Genomic DNA, 18,234 nt, shown 5'->3' on the forward strand with positions numbered 1-18,234 from the left:
GTGGACGTCCGCGGTCGTGGCCGCCGCGCTGCTCGCGGTGGCCCTCCTGGTCCGGCGGCTCACGACAGGTCGCGCCGGACGCCGTTTCCCAACGGCCAGTCCTACATCGAGGTCGTCGAGTTGACCCGGTCGTTCCTGGCGGATGTGAAGCGCTGGTACGACGATGCGGTGGTGCTGGTCGTCGCCCACTCGGCGAACCGGTGGGCGCTCGACCACCTGCTGGGGAGCGGGAAGTCGATGGAAGAGCTCATCGAGTCCCCGTTCAACTGGCAGCCGGGGTGGACCTACGGCTTGTAGACCGTCGCGCTGCCGTAGAGCTTCTGCGTGAACGCGGACATGTACGCCGACGTGTCGGACTCGGTGAGGTTGTAGGTGAGGAAAACGCCGTACCCCTCGGAGACCGTCCGCTGCGCCAGGCTGGCGGCGGTCGCGGAGCTGGTGTCGGTGTACGAGACGGCAGCGGGGGAGAGCTTCGACTTCGCGCTCGGGCCCGCCGGGACGCCCCAGGTGCCGTAGTACGGGTTCCAGGCGTAGTTGAAGGTGTTGGCGATGCTCTCGCCGTTGTAGCTCAGGCGGTCCGCCGACGGGCCGATGTCGTAGAGCGTGATCAGCTTGTTCGGCAGCTTCCGGCGCAGCGCCTGGACCAGGTAGACGAACGAGAAGTCGTTCGGCTGGCCGGTGCCGTTGTTGCCGTACTCGACGTACTCGTCGTCGAAGTCGATACCGTCCAGGCCGTAGGTGGTGACCGCGTCCGCGAGCTGCTGCGCGAACGCGTCGGCGGCGGCCTTGGTCGGGAAGTTCGCGAACCCGGCGCCCTGGTGGTTGCCGAGCACCGAGAGCAGGACCTTGATGCCCTTCTGCTGCAGCGGGCGGACCTGGGTGGCGACGTTGTCCAGCACGTTGGTCACCTGCGGGTTGAAGGACAGGTACGCCTTCTGCTGCGCGGTGTCGTAGTTGATGTTCGCCGCGAAGATCACCGCGATGTCGATCACCTGCGCGCCGCCGTTCGCCAACACGTACTTGCCGGCGTTCAGCATGCTGTGGTCGTTCACCTCGATGTAGGCGACGGTGATCGGTCCGGTCTTCCGGGCCCGGCACTTCCCCGCGGCCGCGGCGGGCAGAGTGGCCGCGCCGGTCACGGCCGCGGCGGACCCGACAGCCAGCGCGGACAGCAGGGTCCTTCGTTTCATGAGCGGTGCAGTCATCCGGTCGACTCCTCGTCACGATGTGGGCGGTACCGCTATATCGGTTAAGCAGCCCTCGCCGCCTGAGCATTCGGCCGGAAGGCAACCACAGCTAAACCGGTACAGCGTCCCCGATCATCGATCGGCGCCGTCCCGCTGTCAAGGTCCGGAACCCGCTGCCCACGCGCGGCGTCGGATCCGCGCGGCGAGAGCCGGAGACACACCAACGATCGAAGGAGAACGATGGAATCCAAGCTTCCAGGAGACGCCGTGTTCGATCCGATGACCATCGTTCGCGCCCAGGAGGGTGAGCGCGGCCGGCCGGCCGCCGGCGTACGAGCGGCGAAGATCCCCGAGCCCCGCAAGTCGCCGGAGAACGAGCCCGACGAGGAGCAGGAGCCCGACGTCGACATTCCGGAGCCGCGCAAGTCGCCGGAGGACGTCGCGCTGGGTGGTGTGACGCGGATGGACGTCATTCGTTCCGCTGACGTCGCTGCCGCCCGGAACTCGACGAGCGAGGGATCGCAGGTGGGTCGCTCGTCAGCGAGCGCCGGCGTTCAGCTGTAGGGATCACCGGAGGGTGACGACGTCGGTTCGGTCGTGGTGCTCCACCTTGACCTCGGCGTCGTCGCCTGCCGGTACCAGTAGTGCGTTCGAGCGGGCCGGGCTCCACGCGCCGCCGTCGAGCCGGTAGGACAGCTGCGCGTCCTTCTGTGCGACGGCCCAGCCCTGGCCATCGGGCAACTTGACCTGCACGGGGAGTACGGCGTCCTTGTCCGGTACGCCGCCATGCGCGATCCGGACGTTGCCGGTTCTGGGTTTGAGTACGGCGTACACGTGGGTCGGATCGGCGTCGAGCGCCTGCTCGCCGAGGTACACCGCGGTCCCGTTCGCGGTGACGCCGTACCCCGTCCACAGCGACATCGCGACCCCATAGGCGTTCGGGTCGCTGACCGCGGCGACGGCGTTGTTGAACTCGTCGTTGGCGCGGGCGCGCAGCTTGTCTGCGCCGTCGGTCATCGGCCAGGCGGCGACGTCGTCACCCCACAGCCGGGTCCCCCCGATCTCGCTCGGCCGGTTGGCATCGCCGTTCACGATCGAGAGCTCGGAGAACTCGGTGCCCGGCAGGACGCTGAGCCGGAGCTTGCTCAGGTCCTGGCCGGGCGGAAGAGTCACCACCGCGATCCGGTCCCGGAACGTCAGCGGAAGGTAGATCCGCTTGACCGAACCGTCCGCGAGGTAGCTCCGGCCGGCCGACCAGCCCAGCTTCTGACCGTTGAGGTTCATCACGACGAGCGCCTTGGTGCCGGACTTCTCGACCACGAAGCCGATCGACTGGGACGCTCCCGGGACCGGGTAGTCGTCGCCGACCACGACCGGCTTGCCGTCCGTGCTGTCTCCGACGTAGCCGATCAGCGTGGCGATGCCCTCGCGATACAGCTGAACGTTCGAGTGCACGCGGAGGTCGGCGTTCTCGACCACGATCGCGGCGCGGCCGCCAGGGGTGTTTCCGGCCCAGGCGACCTGCGCGTCGCCCTGCATGTGGTCGAAGATGCCACGGTCGGCGTTGACCGACTTGCGGTGCGAGCTCCGCCAGGCCTGCAGCACCTGGCCGAGGTAGGTCTTGTCGTGGGCGAGATCGCCCTTGGCCGGTCCGATCATGAGGCTGGCGTACGGATCGTCGGCGCCGGGTTTCGCGCCGACCGGCGGTTCGCCGCGGTGCTCGAGGGCCGCGGGTACGGCGATCGCGGCGCCACCGCCGACGACGACAGCGAACGCAGCCGCGGTCACGCCGATGAACTGGCGGCGACGGACCCGGCGGGCGCCACCGGCGCGGACCCGATCGAGGAGGTCGTCCGACGCCTCGACCTCGGCGACGCCGGCGGTCATGCGCTGCTTCAGTTCGGTCTCGGTCATCGGAGTCCTTCCAGGATGGTGGGTTCGGTGATCAGGCGGAGGCGGTCGAGGGCCCGGGATGCCTGGCTCTTGACCGTGCCGAGGGAGCAGCCGAGGGCTTGCGCTGTCTGCAGTTCGGTGAGGTCCTCGTAGTACCGGAGGACGATCACCGCGCGCTGCCTCGGCGGGAGGGTCTGGAGTGCGGCGACGAGTTGGTCGCGGACGGCGTGGCTCTCGGCGCCGTCGGGCGTCGGCCGGTCGTGCTCGTCCAGGGCCACCTCGGGCTTGCGGCCCTTGCTCCGCCAGCGGTTGGCGGCGAGGTTGGCGAGCGTCTTCCGGGCGTACGCCTCGGGGGCGCTGTGGATCCGGCGCCAGTGCACGTACATCCGCTCGTACGCCTCCTGCAGCAGGTCCTCGGCCGCCACCCGGTCGCCGACCAGCAGGACCGCGGTCCGCAGCAACCGGGTCGAGCTGGCGCGCACGAAGTCGTCGAAGTCATCACCGCGCGTGACCATTCACCCCTCCTCGGTGATCATTCTGGTATCCAGGTAGACACCGGGGTGCCGGAGAAGGTTGCATGCGTGTCTGCCGAAGGAGGTGATCGGGTGCGCGTGATCGGGCTGATGTCCGGTACGTCGTACGACGCGGTCGACGCGGCCGCGGCGGACCTGCAGCTGGACGGGGACACGCTGGTACTGACGCCGCTCGGGATGCTCAGCCAGCCGTACCCGGCCGAGCTGCGCGCGGCACTCGCCGGATCGTTGCCGCCGGCAAGCACGACGGTGGAGCAGGTGTGCCGCCTGGACACCGGGATCGGGCAGGCGTTCGCGGACGTGGCGCGGCAGGCGGTCGAGCAGCTGTGCGGTGGGCACGCCGATCTGATCGTGTCGCACGGGCAGACAGTGTTCCACTGGGTCTCAGATGGGTCGGTGCACGGCACGTTGCAGCTGGGGCAGCCGGCGTGGATCGCTGAAGCGACCGGAGTACCGGTGGCGTCGGATCTACGGGCGCGGGATGTGGCTGCCGGCGGGCAGGGGGCGCCGTTGGTGAGCATCATCGACGTGCTGTGGTTACGCGGGCGGCCCGGCGTACCGGTTGCTTTGAATCTGGGTGGGATTGCGAACATCACCGTCGTACACGGTGAACCGGTTGCCTTCGACACCGGTCCGGCGAACGCGCTGATCGATGCGGTGGTGGCCGAGCTGGCCGGGCGGCCGTTCGATGCGGACGGGGTGCTGGCGGCTCGCGGGCAGGTGCACCCAGGGTTGCTCGAGCGGTTGCTGGCGGAGCCGTACTACGCGCGGCCGGCGCCCAAGTCGACGGGGAAGGAGCTGTTCAACCTCGCATATCTGGCCCGGATGCTGGGTGAGTTCCCTTCGCTGCCGGTGGAGGACCTGGTGGCGACCGTGACAACGTTGACGGCTCGGACGGTGGCGGACGCCGTACGGCGGTACGGCGGGACCGAGGTGATCGCGTCGGGTGGCGGGATCCGGAACCCGGTGCTGATGCATCAGCTGGCCGCGGAGCTCGGGGTGCCGGTGCGAACGACGGACGAGCTGGGGTTGCCGTCGGCAGCGAAGGAGGCGTACGCGTTCGCCGTACTGGGATTTCTGACCGTGCACGGTCTGGGCGGGACGGTGCCTTCGTGCACGGGCGCTGCGCACTCGTCGGTGCTCGGCTCGGTGACTCCGGGTGCGGCTGGATTCCCCGTGGTCGAGGCTCCGGGGCAACCTCCGGTGCGACTCGTCGTGGGCTGACCGCACACTAGGACTGTGACGAGGTTGTTCGTGGTGACCGGGGCGGCCGGTTCAGGGAAGACGACGGTGGTGCCGGAGCTGGTGCGGCTCAACCCGGGGAACCTGGTGGTGATGGACATGGACGAGCTGCTGGACGACAACGGCCGGCTGCTCGGGATCGACATCGCGAGCCCGACCGCGGCGCCGATCTGGCCGGCGTACAACGCGCTGTGGCTGCGGATCACCGAGCTGATCCGGCGGTCCGGGATCCCCGTGCTGCTGCTGTCGCCGTTGCTGCCGACGGAGCTGCCGGAGGGGCGGTGGCTGCACCTGGACTGCCCGGACGCGGTACGGCGGAAACGGCTGGCCGGGCGTGGCTGGCCGGACGCGGAGATCGAGGAGGCGCTCGCGGACGCCGCGGAGATCCGGAAGCTGGTACCGCGGTCGGTCCGGGGTGACGTGCCGCCGGAGCGGTCCGCGAAGGGAATCCTGGACTGGATCCGGGGCGAACGCTTCGGCAAGACGCTCTCGCTGTGGACCCGCCTCCGGCCCAGTTGACCTTCGAGCTGGTTCAAGGGGGAGGGTCGGACCCATGAGGCTGACGATCAGCGAGTTCGCACAGTTGGTGGGTCTGGCGCCGAGCGCCCTCCGTTTCTACGACGACTGCGGGGTCCTCCCACCCGCCGCCGTCGACGCGTCGAACGGCTACCGCTATTACTCACCCGACCAGCAACCCCGAGCCCGCCTCCTGCGCGACCTCCGCGAACTGGATCTACCCCTGCCGGACGTCCGCACCGCGCTGGACGCTCCGCCCGCCGACGTTGCCGAGCTGGTCCGCTCCCACCTCCGCACGCTCGAAGCCAAGTCCACCGCCACCAGATCCGCGGCCACGCGACTGCTCACCCAACTCCTCACACCCCGAACCACCACAGTCCTCGGCGGCCCGGAACTGTCCAGCGCGCTCCGCCAAGTCACCCCGGCCGCACGCAGGACGGATGAACCGGCGACTCCACCCAGCCCGGTGGCAAACCCCGGCGAGCTGAAGGTGGTTCTGGGGTGTGTGTTGATCGAGCTCTCGCCTGACGAGGTGACGTTTGTTGCCACTGACAGGTATCGGCTGGCGATTCGAGGAGTGCGGCCGGTGGAGTTCGAGGGGGTCGGCGGGCGGGTACTCGTGCGGGCGGATGAGCTGGCGGGACTGATCAGGTGGGCTGCTGCTGCCGATCGCGTGCGGGTCGAGGTGGAGCCGGGCGAGCTGGTGCGGCTGGTTGCTGGGGAGGATGTGCGGGAGTTGCCCGCGGTGCCCGGGGAGTATCCGGCGTACCAGGGGATTCTGGAGGGTTTGATGCCGCCGGTTTGCCGGGTGGTGGTGGAGCGGGTGCGGTTGCTGGGGGCCCTGCGGGCGAAGGAGGTTGTTGCCTTTGACATCGATCCCTCCGAGCTTCGGATCGATGGGGATGTGAAGCTGGACGTGATCGGGAGCGGCTCGGCGCGGATCGGGTTCACCGCGCGGTTGCTGGCGGGGGCGCTCGAGGCGAGCGTGGGGCCCGACGTACTGCTCGAGATCTGCGCGCAGGACCGGCCGGTCGTCGTACGGTCTGCCGATCAAGGCACGTTCACCACGCTCGTCATGCCGGTCCGGCTGGACGAGTGAACCGGGCGTACTACGGCTGGCTGGCAGGATCCACCCTCTCCGTCTTCGGCGACACGGCCCTGTTCTTCGCGCTCGGCTGGGCCGCGACGGGCATCGGACCGCGCGTCGCCGGACTGGTGCTGACCGGATTCACCTTGCCGCGTGCCGTACTCCTCCTGCTCGGCGGTGTCCTGGGTGATCGCGTAGGTCCCCGCCGCCTGCTACTCACCTGCTCGGCCGTCGTCGGTACGTCGTGCTTCCTGCTCGCTACCGCGGTAGGCATCCACGGCACCTCAGCCGGCCTGCTACTCACCACCGCAGCTGTTGTCGGCACCGTAGACGCCTTCGCTCTACCAGCCGCGGGAGTTCTTCCACGCCTGTTCGTGCCGGACGACGAACTCCCGCGCGCGATGGCCCTCCGCACGTCCGCCACCCAGGTCATCACGCTCGCCGGCGGGCCTCTGAGCGGCCTGCTGGTCGCCACAGTCGGCCTGGTCGGCACCCTCGCCATCGACGGCCTGACCTTCGCCATCCAGTTCCTGGTCCTACTGACCCTGAAACCGCCGTACGACGTACACCCGCGGGACGTCGTCGGCGGATCGCTCGTGGGCGCCGGCGCTCGCGTGGTGCGGCAGGTTGCCTCCCGCCAGCTCACGTCGCAGGTGGTGCGGGAGGTGCTGGACGGGGTGCGACTGGCTTGGCGGGATCCGGTGTTGCGGTTGGTGTTGGTTGTGGTGGGGTTGGTGGCTGCGTTCGTGTTGCCGGTGACGTCGCTGTGTGTGCCGTTGCTGGGCCGCGCTCATGGATGGACGGCTGGGCATACCGGGCTTGTTGTTGGCGGGAGTGTCGCCGGGAGTTTGATCGTGACGGTCGTGGTCGCGCGGTTCGGAACGTTTGAGCGGGCCGGATTGGCAGCCGGGGTTGGGTGTTTGCTCGCGGCAACCGGGATCGCTGGACTTGCGTTCGTGCCTTCGGCGGCTGTCGGTGCCACGGTCGTGCAGGGCCTCGGCGTCGGCCTCTTCACGTCACACCTCGCGCCGGTGTTCGTTCGCAGTACGCCGCGCTCACCCGCCTGCAATCGCTGCTGTCCTTGGTGCAAACAGTCCCCCTGATCGGCTCGACGAACCTGCTCGCCACCCTCGACCTCCCGCGCGCACTCACCCTCTGCGCCACCGCAACCACCTTCGCCGGCCTGGTCCTCCTCCGCCTCGAACCAGTCATCGCCGCGGAGCGTCGTACCCCGGCATGACGATCATCTGGATCAACGGCACGTTCGGCGTCGGCAAGACAACGACCGCGGGGAAGCTGGTCGAGCTGATCGAGGGATCGCGACTGTTCGACCCGGAGCATGTCGGCTACCTGCTCAGGGCGAACCTCCAGGACTATCAGGTCACCGACTTCCAGCAGCTCCCACCGTGGCGGACCCTCGTGCCGATCGTGATGGACGAGCTCATCCGCTTCACGGGCCACCACGTGATCGCCGTACAAACCGTCCTGACCGAGTCCTACTGGCACGAGCTGGCGGCGGGACTCCGCGCCCGCGACCACGACCTCGTCCACGTCGTACTCGACGCCGACGCCGCCACCCTCCACACCCGAATCGACGCCGACCCCGAAGGCCACGACATCCGCCCCTGGCGCCACGACCACGTGGACGAATACGCCACCGCCCGCCCCTGGCTCACGAAGGCCGCCAACCTGACCATCGACACCACCACCAACTCAGCGGCTGAGGTCGCCACCGAGATCAAGTCCTACGTCGAGAACTCGACCCCAAACGTCGGATAGTCCGACTGCGGACACGGCTCGCCCCGATACCCCAACGCCTCGTAGAACGGCGCAGCCCGCTCGGCATGCGCCTGCCACTCCAAGTACCTGACACGCGGAGCGGCCCACTCGACCACAGCCGCCATCAACCCCCGCCCAACCCCACCCCGCCGCCGATCCGGTACGACGTACAGATCGTGCAACCGCCCGTGAAACCTCCGCCCACCCCGAAGGTGCGTCCCGTAGTCCTGCACCACGGCGTACCCCACCAACTCCCCACCCACCTCGAACCCCAACGCCACCCACCGCGGATCGCCCACCAATTCCTCGAAGTACCCCCGAGACACCTCCTCCGAAAACTCAGTCCCAAACCCCCGCACCAACGGCCACACCCCACCCCAATCTGCCAACCCCAGCTCACGCACCATCCCCCGACCGTCCCATCGAACCGACTCGTCCGCAGCTGGTTATCTGGTGTATGTAAGGCAAAGCGTCTTACACTCGGCGCATGGCTGACACCATCACGATTCGGACCGATGCGGAGACCGAGCGGGCGCTCGACGTGCTGACGCATGACGGGAGCTCCCGGTCGGCGGCGATTCGGCAGGCGGTGTTGGAGGCTGCCGAGCGGAAGGAGCGTGCGGCCGCGATGCGTCGTGCGGTACTGCGGATGCCGCTCGACGAACCCGACGGCATCGACCTCGCCGCCGAGATCTCGCGGGACCGGGACGGCGATCGCTGATGATGTACCTTGATTCGGCGGCGATCGTGAAACTCGTGCACGCCGAGGCGGAATCGCCGGCCCTGCGGGAGTGGCTCGACGAACGGGCCGAGGTCGGCTGGGTGAGCTCGGTGCTCGCGGAGATCGAGTCGTTCCGCGCGCTCGCGCGCCACGTGCCGAAGGCGGTTTCGCGGCTGCATCTCGTCCTCGACCTGATCGAGCTGGTCGAGCTCGACGCCGGGATCCGGATCCTCGCCCAGACCGTGCGTCCCGCGACCGTCCGCAGCCTGGACGCGATCCACCTGGCCACGGCGCTCCGGGTTCAGCCGCTGACCTCGTTCCTCACTTACGACAAGCGGCTCGCCGACGCCGCCCGATCCGCCGGCCTCCCGGTCGACATGCCATCTTGACAGCATGTTGTCGTGATGACAGTATGTTGTCTATGAGGACAGCTTATGTGGCGGTGTACGAGACGTTGGCGGACTGGGAGATCGGGCATCTGGTGGTGGAACTGCGGACCGGGCGGTTTACCGGGGAGCCGTGGACTGTGGTGACTGTTGGGGAGTCCGACGAGCCGGTGGTGACCATGGGTGGGATGCGGGTGCTGCCGGATGTGGTGATCGGGGACGTGGTGCCGGCGGAGGGGGACCTGCTGGTGCTGGCGGGGTCGGGGGAGTGGGACGCGGGTGGTGGGGGTGCATTCGCTGAGCTCGCTGGGCGGTTTCTCGAGGCGGGGGTGCCGGTCGCGGCGATTTGTGGTGCGACGGCAGGGCTGGCTCGGGCGGGGCTGCTGGACAACAGGAAGCACACGAGCGCCGCGAAGGAGTACCTGGAGTACACGGGGTACGCCGGTGGCGCCAACTACCTTGACGAGCGTGCGGTCGTTGACGGCGACCTGATCACGGCCGGGCCGGACTCGCCGGTGCAGTTCGCGCGGGCGGCGTTGACGCGGCTCGGGCTGGTCGACGAGAAGAAGGGCGAGGCGTACGAAGGCGTGTTCCATCGCGCCGACCCGGCGGCGTACTCGATGCTGGTCGGATGACGGTTCCCGCTCGCGAAGACTGGCCGACGCCGGCCAAGCAGTCGGAAGGTGGTGCGCTGTTGACCGACATCGCGCTCGCCACCTTCCGGCTGAACGCCCGTCTGATGGAGGCCGCGCAGGACCTCGCCGCGCACGGCGGCCTGACCGCGGCCTGGTGGCAGGTCCTCGGCGGCGTACTGGACGAGCCGCGGTCGGTCGCCGACGTCGGCCGGATCATGGGCGTGACCCGGCAAGGCGTGCAGCGGATCGCGGACCTGCTCGTCGAGCGCGGACTGGCGGAGTACCGGCCGAACCCGGCGCACCGCCGCGCCAAGCTCCTCGCCTGCACCGAGGCCGGCTACTGGGCGATCCGCCAGATCTCGGTCGCCCAGCACCCGTGGTCGTCCGAGCTCAGCAAGGCGGTCGACCTCGATGACCTGCGGACGACGCTCGACACGATGCGGGCGCTGATCACCAAGCTGGAAGAAGGCTGACGGTCAGGCTCGCGCCGTAGCGGTGGCGGGTGGTGAAGGTCAGCCGGGTGCCGGTGACCGTGCGAGTGACCTGCACTCCCGGTACGTCGGCAGCCGCGCGGAGGTACTGCGCCCAGAGGTTGACCGTGATCGTGTCCCGGTGCGTCGTCGGATCTGCCGCTGCGACGGTGACCGCACTGCCCTGACGACGAATCAGCAGCGAAGCCAGACCGTCGACGGTGATCCCAGGAATGCTGTGGCTGCCCAGCGTGAAGGTGTTCACCCCCGTGAGGCGGAGGCCCTGGTGGTGGACAGCCTGCAGATGCGGGGTGTTCGCGAGTAACGTCAGGCGGCCGTGCTGATAGGAACGCAGGGTGGATTCTGTTGCGTTGGGCACCAATGCGTAGGCCAGCGAACGGGTCGTCCCTGGTGGTTGGGTCACCGTGAGGCCGAACACCTGTTTGGTGACCGGGGTGTCCGGGTTGGAGGCGCGCACGACCCGGCGGCTCCGCGTGCTTCCTGGAGATCGACCGACAGCGGAGTCGGCTGTAGGAAGTGGTAGCCGACCGCGATGTTCCCGTCGGTGTAGCGGAGCCAGCGCGGGTCGACGCTGCCGGAACCGCTCCACGCGCGGCCGTCGCGTCGTACGCCGGTGACCGTGGCCGGATTGGAGGAGATCCGCGTGTCCAAAGTCGTGGTGACCGCGCGGGTCGAGTCACCGACACCCGCGGCGAGCACGACGATTTCGTCGTCCAGCAAGAACCAAGATTTGGTCGCCGACGCGTTCTTGTAAACCACAAAGTCGTCCGGCAGTTGATCGCGTGACTCGTAGGCGAAGTCGTCCGACTGCACCCATCCGACCGCACCGAAAGCATCCAGCGTCGCACCGCCGGAGTACTCCTGGGTCCCGGTCGGGAAGTACACGTACGTGTTCTGCGACTCCGACGACGACGTGAAGCCCAATGCCGGATTCTCGTACCACTGCCGCCCGTAAAGCTCCGGCACCGTCTTCCGCGCCTCCACCGGCGCGGTCACCCCACCGAGCGCGTACGGCGACACCGTCGTGAAGTAGTCCACGCCGTACGCCGACGTCTGATCCTGCCCGGCCAGGTAGAGATAGTGCGCGCCGTCCCCCTGGAACCACGGCATCAGGTTCTCGCCGCTCATGTACTCGTACTTGCTGATCCGCCGAGAGTTCCGCGCCAGCGCGAACGCGTACCCCGGCCGCCGGTGCACGCTCCGGTCCATCGCGTTGAACGCCGTCGACGAAGCGTCCGGATTGAGATCCGCCGGCACCACCGAGGCATCCGCCTTGAGATCGGCGAACCGCGCGATGCTCACCGGCGACACGAAGCTGTTCACGTTGATCGTCGGCCGCGCGGTGAACTTCGCGAACGCCTTCAACCGTGTCGCGTCAGCACCGACGGCGTAGTAGGCCAGATCGACGACCGCCTCCACGATCACCGCGACGTCGTCGTACCCGGTCGCCGTCCGCGACGCCGCGCGCCCCTTGACGATCTCCATCATCCAACCCTCGAAGATCAGCGGCGCGAAGCCGTCCTCGACCCAGCCCTGCACGACCCTCACCAGGTCATCGCTCTGCGCGTACTCCGTCCCCGCGAGGACCTTGATCGTCTGCACGACCCGGCTGAGCAGGGCCTTCCCATAAGAGCCGGTGTAGGCCACCGACGCGTGCTGGATGAACGAGCCGTCCGCGTAGTACCCGTCGGTGACCCCGTGCTGGAGGTTGTACGGATCGACCGTCGCGAACACCGTGAACTGGTCCTGCAGCGCCTTCCGGATCCGCGCGTCGTCACCGAGCAGCGCGCCCTGCAGGACGCGGTTCGCGGTGATGTCGACCAGGTTCGCGCCGGTGTGGAAGCGCGAGTCGAGGTCGACGTCGCCGTCCTTCCCGTTCCGCAGGTACGCGTCCATCGAAGCGACGTACGGCGTGATCAGCTCCACCGGGGCGTCGATCAGCGCGAGCGTCTTGGAGACGTACGTCGAGATGCCGATCTCCCAGGTGAACCAGTTGCCGTAGTACCCCTTCGACTGGTCGCCGTAGTAGTTGTCGCGCAGCCAGGCGAGCTTCTCGGCGACGCGGGCGCGGATCTGCCCGTTGCCCTGCAGGTCCGACGCCGGACCCGGTCGGCGGTACGCGAGCGCGATCTCGTAGAGGTGCTGGTACGACGCGCTCAGATTCGGATCGCTGGTGCCGAGGGGGAGCCCGGCGAACAGTTCGCCCGCACCGGCACGGTCCATCGCGGACAGCCAGGTGCGGGCGGTGTTGTCCATCGCGGTGAGCTTGGCGGCGACCTCGGGGCGGGCGTTCGACTCCGGCGTACCGGCGTAGATCACCAGCGCGTTGGTGAGCAGCTGGCTGGGGGCGCTCGCCGAGGTTGCGCGGGCGGCGGGGGCGACTGCGGTCAGGAGCGCGGTGGCGGGGACGAAGGACAGCAAGCGGCGGCGGGTGAGGTCCACTGAAAGCTCCCGGGCGGTGGGAAATACCTACTCCCGGGAGTCAATCAGCCGTCACTAACTTTCGGCAAGCGGTTGCCGTCGCTAAGCTCCGCCTGCTCCGACCAGTTGGGCGTCGATGGAGAGGACGCGGGTTGCGCCGCCGGTCGCCTTGGACGGGATCACCAGAGCGACCTGGTGCAGGTAGTCCTGGTGCAGGCTCTGCGTGTACTTGACCATGCTGCTGAACGCGGTCGCCTCGCCGCTGGTCCAGTACGCGTTCGACCCCGGCTCGACGCGCTGCAGGTACTGCTCGGTGAACGAGAGGAACACCAGCGCGTCGCCGGACGAGGTGATGAAGGTGAGCGGGTCGCCGGACGGCTGGAAGGTGTCGGTGACGCTCGCGATGTAGGTCTCCGCGGTGTCGGTCAGCTTCGACTTGGCGCGCAGCTCGAGCAGCTTGGCCGTGCCGGGCGATGGCACGAACAGCTTCGCCTGCGGGGCCTGGGCACCGCCGGTCAGGTACGCCGCGAGGTCCTTGGCGACCGTCTTCGGCTGGGCCTGGAGCTTCTCCAGGTCTGAGCTGTCCGGGGTGCGGAGGCCGTCGACCGACGGCACGTCGACCGACTTCGACGGGTAGACCGAGTGCGTCAGCAGCCACGGGCTGCCCGCGCTTGCCCGCTGCCAGACGCCGAGCTGGCGGCTGTCGGCGGAGTCGGAGACGCCGGAGCTGACCACGAACCGCATTGGGTACGACGTGAACTGCGGCGCGCCGATCTCCGGGTCGGTGTAGGTGAACGGCTTCGATTTGTCCTTGCCGGCCGCGTCGAGCTTGCGCCCGATGACGAAGCCGGCACGGGTCTGCGCGAGCGTCGGGTCCGCCTCGATCGTCTCGGACAGCTTCGGGTCGCGGGACTGGTTGGCCTGGTTGTTGATCTGGTTGTAGCGGACCACAACCGCCTGCGCATCGGCGAGCGTGACGGCCGGGCGAGACTCCGGCCCGGCCAACGAGTTCTTCGGCGGCATCAGCCCGCAGCTCGTGGTCGTCAGCAACAAAGCCCCACTAGCCAACAACGCCGCAGTCCGCCGCACAGCCTCATCACTCTTCACAAACTCAGGCGAATCCGCCAACGGCACGACGTCCGGCTCCACAGCCTCAGCCGACTCGTCCTGGCCGGAAGAGCCAACCCGCTCGCCGGATCCAGCCTGGTCGCCGGCTCGGGCCTCCGCGCCGGACCCGGCCGGTTGGTCAGCCCTGGCACCGACGCTTGCGTCGATCCGGTTGTCGGACCGTGCCTGGTCGCCGGATCCGCCCTCCGCGCCGGACCCAGCCCGCTGGTCGGCCGGTCGGCCAGCCCCGGCACCGGCGCCTGCGTCTGCGCCGTCCCGGTTCTCGTACCCTGCCCGGTCGCCGGATCCGCCCTCCGCGCCGGACCCAGCCCGTTGGTCAGCCGGTCGGTCAGCGCCGGCACCGGCGCCTGCGCCGGCCCGGGTGTCGTACCCAGTCCGTTGGTCAGCCCCAGCCCCCGCGCCGGCGCCGACCGCGTCGGCGGATCCTGCCCGGTCGGCGGCGTGGTCGTAGGTCGGGCGCTTGTAGGACGGCTCGTCGTGCCGGCCGCTTGAACCGGCGCCGATCAGCGCGGGCGACTTCGCCCGGGCCACCGCGGCGGGGGACATGAACAACGGCGCCGAACGCACCGGAGAGACGGCCGGGCTACTCGCGGCCGTGGAGCGACCGGCCGTGGACTGGCCGTACGCGGAGCCGACTGCCGCGGACTGGCCGGTCGTGGAGCTGCTTGTCGGTGAGCCGACTCCCGTGGAGGTGCTGGTCGCGGAGCCGACCCCCGTGGAGCTACTGGGCGTGGAGCCAACTGCCGCGGAGCTGTGGCTCGCGGAGCCGACTGTCGTGGAGCCGACTCCCGCGGAGTTGCGGGTCGCGGAGCCAACTGCCGTGGAGCTGGTCGTGGAGTCGACTGCCGCGGAGGTGCCGGTCGCGGAGCCGGCTCCTGTGGAACTGCTGGTCGTGGAGCTGGTGGCTGCGGTGGCCGTCGTGGCGGCGATCGTGGCGGGGCGGCGGGTCATCGGGCGGTCGGCCGCTGCCGCCTCGAGCGGGGTGGGGCGGGGGGTTATTGGGCGGTCGGTGGGGGTGGGCTCGAGTGGGGCGAAAGGGCTGATGCGGTCGGGGGCGAAGGGGGAGAGGCGGTGGGGTGGGAGGGTGACAGGGGCGGTGGTTTGCTCGTCGGGGGTGTGGATGACGGCCGTTGGTGCGGTTGATACCAGGACCGGGATTCGGGCGGTGGCTGGGATCGGGCTCGCGACTGCGTCGGGCGTAGCGACCGGGCGGCGGCGGATCGTCAGCGTCAGCCCCAGGGCGAAGATTGCCACGCCGGCTCCGAGGACGAGCAGGGAGATGCCGAACGAGCGGTGGAGCTGGATGCCGAAGGTGACCTGTGCGCCGACGGCCGGTGTCCCGTCCGCGTTCATCACGACGACGTCGTACCGCCCGTCGGCGATCGGCCACGCGACGGCCTGCGACCCGGGCGCGGACTTCGCGACCCACCAGTCGAGGTCGCCCGGCGGCGTCAGTTTGTTGCTCTTGCCACGCATCTCCTGGGTGCCGAACGTGCCCGGCGGGTCGAACCGGATCAGCCGGGTGTGCGCCGTACCGGCCAGGTAGTTGCGCACATCCAGGTCCTGAGCGACCCCGACGAACAGCGGCTTCGAGCCGGACGCGGTGAGGTGCAGCGTCGGGCCGTGCCGGTCGAGCAGGTCGGGTGCGGAGACCACGGCCAGGCCCGGGCTGGTGAGGTGCCGGGCGGGCGTCGAGATCGTGTTGTCCGGGCCGATCAGCCAGAAGGCCGCGAGGGCTCCGGCGATGGTGGCCGCCAAACCTGCCAGCGTCAGCAGCAGGCCCAAGGTGATGCGGGCGAAACGCATGAAGAGGCTCCCGTTGGTAAAACGAGCCCGGTCGCGGACGGGCGGACCAGGCGGCGAGAACGCCACCGGCCCCTCTTCAGGTATCCGAAAGCTCACCCGCTGTCACTGACTAACTGATCCAACAAGGATCTGTTACGATCCCGTCAATTAGTGAACGGCTATTCGTTAATTAGGAGGCGTCCGGTGGCCCGTCCGCGGCTGATCAGCGACGACGTCATCCTGGACGCGACCCGCCAGGTGCTCGCCGAGCTCGGCCCGGTGAAACTGACCCTGGCCGCGGTCGGCGCCCGCGTCGGTCTGGCGCCGCCGACGCTGATGCAGCGCTTCGGCAACAAACGCGGCCTGTTGCTCGCGTCCGCCGCCCGCTCGCCGCTGATGGTGGTCCGCGCGGTCGAGGAAGCCGAGGCGCGGAACACTTCCCCGCTGGCCACCCTCCGGGACTTCGCGCTCACGGCCGTTGCCCACATCAAGCATCGCGAGGAGCTCGGCAACGGTCTCGGGTTCGTCCAGCTCGACGTCGCGGACCCCGACTTCCGGCGGCATGCGCTCGCCCACTCGGCAGCGATCGTCGACAGCTGCGACCGGCTGTACGGCGCGGCTGTCGCAGCCGGCGAGCTCCGCGCGGACACCGACGTACCGGCGCTCGCTCGCCACACCCTCGTCTGTTTCAACGGCGCGCTGCAGGTCTGGGCGGTGAACGGCTGGGGCTCGCTGACCGAGTTCCTGACCGAGCAGCTCGACCTGATGCTCGCCCCCTACCTCGTCCAGGAGTAACGATGTTCTTGCGGGTGGCGGTCTTCTACATGGCCACGATGGTCTTCAGCGGCCTGCTCAACGCGCTGCAGGCTGCGACCGGGCCGAGTCCGGACCTGATCCAGCTGGTGCAGTTCGCACCGGCGCTCGCCGTCGGCGTGATGTTCCTGCTGTTCCGTCGTACCACTCGCGTCGACGCGCGATTCACGCCCGCATCGGTGGCAGCGAGCCGGAGCGCGCTGATCGTCGGCATCGTGGTCGCGGCGATGCTCGCGTCGGTGCTGGTCCACCTGATCGCGGGCCGGTCGTGGCGGGCGGAGAGCCTGCCGTTCCCGTTCTGGGCGTTGGTGATCACGATGGTGATCGGCGCGGCCGGTGAGGAGCTCGGCTGGCGCGCATACCTCCAGCCCTACCTGCAGACGCGGTTCTCGGTACTGCGTTCGTCCCTCGTCGTCGGCCTGCTCTGGGGCTTCTGGCACGTTGGCGGCTTCGCACACGGAATCGCGTACATGGGCCTGTTCGTGGTGATGGCGACCGCGCTCTCGGTGGTGATGGGCGCCGTACTGCGGGACGCCCGGCGGACCAACCTGGTCGTCGCCACCGCCGCGCACGCCGCGGTCAACCTGGCGCTCATCCTCCTGTTCGCCGAGGAGGACGGTGCCCTCTTCCCGATGGCGGTCCTGGCCGTGGTCTGGACCATGACCGCCATCGTCGTCCACTCAGTCGTCCACTCACGCGCTCGATCAGTGCAGGTACGAGGCGCCGTTGAAGTCGAGGACCGCGCCGCTCGACCAGCTCGCCTGCGGTGACGCGAGCCAGTAGATCGCGTCGCCCACCTCTTCGGCGGTGGCGACGCGGTTGAACGGGCTCTGCGCGCGGATCCCGTCACCGTCCGGACCGGCCAGGAAGCTCTCGGTCATATCGGTAGCGATGAATCCCGGCGCAATTGACGTCACCGTGATGTCGTGTGGCGCCAATGACGCCGCCAACGACTGCCCGAGCGAGTGCAGCCCCGCCTTCGAGGCGCCGTACGCCGGTACGTCGGGCTCGCCGCGGTACGCCCCGCGCGACCCCACGTTGACGATCGCACCCCGCCGTACCCCCTCGGCCGGCTCGGTGTCGAGCATCTGCCGCGCCACGCACCAGGTCACGTGCGCCGCGCCCTCGAGGTTGACGGACAAGGTACGGCGCCACGCCTCGACCCACTCCTCGTACGACGTCTCCGCGAGCGCGTGACCCACCCGGCGGGAGCCCGCGACCGGCTCGTCGACGAACATCGCCGCGTTGTTGACCAGGACATCGATCCGCCCGAGCGTACGGGCCGATTCCGCAACCAGGGCAGGGATTGCGGCCGGATCCCCGAGGTCCGCGGCGACCACCGCATGGCCGTCGCCGGGCAGCGCGGACCGGATCTCCTCGGCCCGGGTGACCGCTCCGCGGCAGTGCAGCACGACCCGGTCGCCGGCCTCTGCGAACGCACGGGCGGCGGCTGCGCCGACGCCCCGCGAGGCACCGGTGACGAGTACTCCTCTGGACATGCATCCTCCTGTGGTTGACGGCACCTCATTGTGCCTGTGCCGCCATCCTGACGACGCAATGACATCAGCAATGACATCAGGGGGGTTGACAGTGACGTCACGATGACGTCATGATCTT

Annotated in this window: 21 protein-coding genes and 1 pseudogene; 15 read left to right on the forward strand and 7 right to left on the reverse strand. The window is 69.1% G+C overall.

The window, feature by feature from the left end:
• Window positions 1–297 (forward strand): annotated as a pseudogene (locus tag AB0E69_RS00005) (hypothetical protein); the annotation flags it as partial.
• Here AB0E69_RS00005 and AB0E69_RS00010 read toward each other — a convergent pair.
• Window positions 285–1,205 (reverse strand): endo-beta-N-acetylglucosaminidase H, encoded by a 921-nt coding sequence (locus AB0E69_RS00010; protein WP_360136908.1) that lies wholly within the window; start codon window positions 1,203–1,205, stop codon window positions 285–287. The pseudogene AB0E69_RS00005 and the gene AB0E69_RS00010 overlap by 13 nt on opposite strands.
• A 222-nt stretch (window positions 1,206–1,427) precedes the next feature.
• Here AB0E69_RS00010 and AB0E69_RS00015 point away from each other — a divergent pair, with 222 nt between their 5' ends.
• Window positions 1,428–1,751, forward strand: coding sequence for a hypothetical protein (locus AB0E69_RS00015; RefSeq protein WP_360136911.1), 324 nt, complete (start codon window positions 1,428–1,430; stop codon window positions 1,749–1,751).
• A gap of 3 nt (window positions 1,752–1,754) precedes the next feature.
• On the opposite strand, the gene AB0E69_RS00020 is transcribed toward AB0E69_RS00015, so the two are convergent.
• Both AB0E69_RS00020 and AB0E69_RS00025 read right to left on the reverse strand, forming a co-directional pair.
• Window positions 1,755–3,101 (reverse strand): hypothetical protein, encoded by a 1,347-nt coding sequence (locus AB0E69_RS00020; RefSeq protein WP_360136914.1) that lies wholly within the window; start codon window positions 3,099–3,101, stop codon window positions 1,755–1,757.
• Entirely contained in the window at window positions 3,098–3,595 is a 498-nt protein-coding gene (locus AB0E69_RS00025; RefSeq protein ID WP_360136917.1) for a SigE family RNA polymerase sigma factor, read from the reverse strand. Before AB0E69_RS00025 ends, AB0E69_RS00020 begins: the two co-directional genes overlap by 4 nt.
• A gap of 66 nt (window positions 3,596–3,661) precedes the next feature.
• Here AB0E69_RS00025 and AB0E69_RS00030 point away from each other — a divergent pair, with 66 nt between their 5' ends.
• The 6 genes from AB0E69_RS00030 to AB0E69_RS00055 are packed head-to-tail and all read left to right on the forward strand — an operon-like array spanning window position 3,662 to window position 8,237.
• A complete protein-coding gene (locus AB0E69_RS00030; protein WP_360136920.1) occupies window positions 3,662–4,837 on the forward strand; it encodes an anhydro-N-acetylmuramic acid kinase in 1,176 nt (391 codons plus the stop codon).
• Window positions 4,838–4,852: 15 nt separating this feature from the next.
• A complete protein-coding gene (locus AB0E69_RS00035) occupies window positions 4,853–5,374 on the forward strand; it encodes an AAA family ATPase (protein WP_360136923.1) in 522 nt (173 codons plus the stop codon).
• 34 nt (window positions 5,375–5,408) lie between these two features.
• Window positions 5,409–6,470, forward strand: coding sequence for a MerR family transcriptional regulator (locus AB0E69_RS00040; RefSeq protein WP_360136926.1), 1,062 nt, complete (start codon window positions 5,409–5,411; stop codon window positions 6,468–6,470).
• Window positions 6,467–7,561, forward strand: coding sequence for an MFS transporter (locus AB0E69_RS00045; protein ID WP_360136929.1), 1,095 nt, complete (start codon window positions 6,467–6,469; stop codon window positions 7,559–7,561). Before AB0E69_RS00040 ends, AB0E69_RS00045 begins: the two co-directional genes overlap by 4 nt.
• The gene (locus AB0E69_RS00050) at window positions 7,543–7,698 is read left to right on the forward strand and encodes a hypothetical protein (RefSeq protein ID WP_360136932.1); all 156 of its coding nucleotides are present in this window, start codon (window positions 7,543–7,545) and stop codon (window positions 7,696–7,698) included. Before AB0E69_RS00045 ends, AB0E69_RS00050 begins: the two co-directional genes overlap by 19 nt.
• Window positions 7,695–8,237: an AAA family ATPase gene (locus AB0E69_RS00055; protein WP_360136935.1), complete on the forward strand. Its 543-nt coding sequence runs from the start codon at window positions 7,695–7,697 to the stop codon at window positions 8,235–8,237. Before AB0E69_RS00050 ends, AB0E69_RS00055 begins: the two co-directional genes overlap by 4 nt.
• On the opposite strand, the gene AB0E69_RS00060 is transcribed toward AB0E69_RS00055, so the two are convergent.
• Window positions 8,204–8,644 carry a GNAT family N-acetyltransferase gene (locus tag AB0E69_RS00060; protein ID WP_360136938.1) on the reverse strand — a complete coding sequence of 147 codons (441 nt, stop codon included), beginning with the start codon at window positions 8,642–8,644 and terminating at the stop codon, window positions 8,204–8,206. The genes AB0E69_RS00055 and AB0E69_RS00060 overlap by 34 nt on opposite strands.
• A gap of 80 nt (window positions 8,645–8,724) precedes the next feature.
• On the opposite strand from AB0E69_RS00060, the gene AB0E69_RS00065 reads away from it, so the two are divergent.
• Genes AB0E69_RS00065 through AB0E69_RS00080 form a run of 4 tightly spaced genes read left to right on the forward strand, consistent with a single transcriptional unit; the run spans window position 8,725 to window position 10,452 of the window.
• Window positions 8,725–8,958, forward strand: a complete 234-nt coding sequence (locus AB0E69_RS00065; protein WP_360136941.1) for a hypothetical protein — start codon at window positions 8,725–8,727, stop codon at window positions 8,956–8,958.
• A complete protein-coding gene (locus AB0E69_RS00070; RefSeq protein WP_360136944.1) occupies window positions 8,958–9,347 on the forward strand; it encodes a type II toxin-antitoxin system VapC family toxin in 390 nt (129 codons plus the stop codon). Before AB0E69_RS00065 ends, AB0E69_RS00070 begins: the two co-directional genes overlap by 1 nt.
• Window positions 9,348–9,379: 32 nt before the next feature.
• A complete protein-coding gene (locus tag AB0E69_RS00075) occupies window positions 9,380–9,979 on the forward strand; it encodes a DJ-1/PfpI family protein (protein WP_360136947.1) in 600 nt (199 codons plus the stop codon).
• On the forward strand, window positions 9,976–10,452 hold the full coding sequence (locus AB0E69_RS00080; protein ID WP_360136950.1) for a MarR family transcriptional regulator: 477 nt from the start codon (window positions 9,976–9,978) through the stop codon (window positions 10,450–10,452). The genes AB0E69_RS00075 and AB0E69_RS00080 overlap by 4 nt, the downstream gene beginning before the upstream one ends.
• On the opposite strand, the gene AB0E69_RS00085 is transcribed toward AB0E69_RS00080, so the two are convergent.
• Both AB0E69_RS00085 and AB0E69_RS00090 read right to left on the reverse strand, forming a co-directional pair.
• Window positions 10,430–10,927: a polysaccharide lyase beta-sandwich domain-containing protein gene (locus tag AB0E69_RS00085; protein WP_360136953.1), complete on the reverse strand. Its 498-nt coding sequence runs from the start codon at window positions 10,925–10,927 to the stop codon at window positions 10,430–10,432. The two genes, AB0E69_RS00080 and AB0E69_RS00085, sit on opposite strands and share 23 nt — an antisense overlap.
• On the reverse strand, window positions 10,870–12,912 hold the full coding sequence (locus AB0E69_RS00090) for a polysaccharide lyase family 8 super-sandwich domain-containing protein (protein WP_360136956.1): 2,043 nt from the start codon (window positions 12,910–12,912) through the stop codon (window positions 10,870–10,872). Before AB0E69_RS00090 ends, AB0E69_RS00085 begins: the two co-directional genes overlap by 58 nt.
• A gap of 1,860 nt (window positions 12,913–14,772) precedes the next feature.
• Here AB0E69_RS00090 and AB0E69_RS00095 point away from each other — a divergent pair.
• The 3 genes from AB0E69_RS00095 to AB0E69_RS00105 all read left to right on the forward strand — a co-directional run bounded on the left by AB0E69_RS00095 (window position 14,773) and on the right by AB0E69_RS00105 (window position 17,387).
• Window positions 14,773–15,162, forward strand: a complete 390-nt coding sequence (locus AB0E69_RS00095) for a hypothetical protein (RefSeq protein ID WP_360140336.1) — start codon at window positions 14,773–14,775, stop codon at window positions 15,160–15,162.
• 846 nt (window positions 15,163–16,008) lie between these two features.
• Window positions 16,009–16,599 (forward strand): helix-turn-helix domain-containing protein, encoded by a 591-nt coding sequence (locus AB0E69_RS00100; protein WP_360136959.1) that lies wholly within the window; start codon window positions 16,009–16,011, stop codon window positions 16,597–16,599.
• Window positions 16,600–16,601: 2 nt separating this feature from the next.
• Window positions 16,602–17,387 (forward strand): type II CAAX endopeptidase family protein, encoded by a 786-nt coding sequence (locus AB0E69_RS00105; RefSeq protein ID WP_360136962.1) that lies wholly within the window; start codon window positions 16,602–16,604, stop codon window positions 17,385–17,387.
• Here AB0E69_RS00105 and AB0E69_RS00110 read toward each other — a convergent pair.
• Complete coding sequence (locus tag AB0E69_RS00110; protein ID WP_360136965.1) at window positions 17,322–18,116, reverse strand: SDR family oxidoreductase; 795 nt, start codon at window positions 18,114–18,116, stop codon at window positions 17,322–17,324. The two genes, AB0E69_RS00105 and AB0E69_RS00110, sit on opposite strands and share 66 nt — an antisense overlap.
• Window positions 18,117–18,234: the final 118 nt, after the last annotated feature.

Origin of the sequence: Kribbella sp. NPDC026611 (assembly GCF_040638345.1) — a bacterium.
GTDB lineage: Bacteria > Actinomycetota > Actinomycetes > Propionibacteriales > Kribbellaceae > Kribbella.

What these genes read in the sequence shown, in the direction of transcription:
- AB0E69_RS00060 (WP_360136938.1), bottom strand. Translation starts at nt 8,644, where the DNA reads ATGGTGCGTGAGCTGGGGTTGGCAGATTGGGGTGGGGTGTGGCCGTTG.
- AB0E69_RS00105 (WP_360136962.1), top strand. Translation starts at nt 16,602, where the DNA reads ATGTTCTTGCGGGTGGCGGTCTTCTACATGGCCACGATGGTCTTCAGC.
- AB0E69_RS00015 (WP_360136911.1), top strand. Translation starts at nt 1,428, where the DNA reads ATGGAATCCAAGCTTCCAGGAGACGCCGTGTTCGATCCGATGACCATC.
- AB0E69_RS00040 (WP_360136926.1), top strand. Translation starts at nt 5,409, where the DNA reads ATGAGGCTGACGATCAGCGAGTTCGCACAGTTGGTGGGTCTGGCGCCG.
- AB0E69_RS00075 (WP_360136947.1), top strand. Translation starts at nt 9,380, where the DNA reads ATGAGGACAGCTTATGTGGCGGTGTACGAGACGTTGGCGGACTGGGAG.
- AB0E69_RS00010 (WP_360136908.1), bottom strand. Translation starts at nt 1,205, where the DNA reads ATGACTGCACCGCTCATGAAACGAAGGACCCTGCTGTCCGCGCTGGCT.
- AB0E69_RS00055 (WP_360136935.1), top strand. Translation starts at nt 7,695, where the DNA reads ATGACGATCATCTGGATCAACGGCACGTTCGGCGTCGGCAAGACAACG.
- AB0E69_RS00070 (WP_360136944.1), top strand. Translation starts at nt 8,958, where the DNA reads ATGATGTACCTTGATTCGGCGGCGATCGTGAAACTCGTGCACGCCGAG.
- AB0E69_RS00065 (WP_360136941.1), top strand. Translation starts at nt 8,725, where the DNA reads ATGGCTGACACCATCACGATTCGGACCGATGCGGAGACCGAGCGGGCG.
- AB0E69_RS00020 (WP_360136914.1), bottom strand. Translation starts at nt 3,101, where the DNA reads ATGACCGAGACCGAACTGAAGCAGCGCATGACCGCCGGCGTCGCCGAG.
- AB0E69_RS00110 (WP_360136965.1), bottom strand. Translation starts at nt 18,116, where the DNA reads ATGTCCAGAGGAGTACTCGTCACCGGTGCCTCGCGGGGCGTCGGCGCA.
- AB0E69_RS00025 (WP_360136917.1), bottom strand. Translation starts at nt 3,595, where the DNA reads ATGGTCACGCGCGGTGATGACTTCGACGACTTCGTGCGCGCCAGCTCG.
- AB0E69_RS00080 (WP_360136950.1), top strand. Translation starts at nt 9,976, where the DNA reads ATGACGGTTCCCGCTCGCGAAGACTGGCCGACGCCGGCCAAGCAGTCG.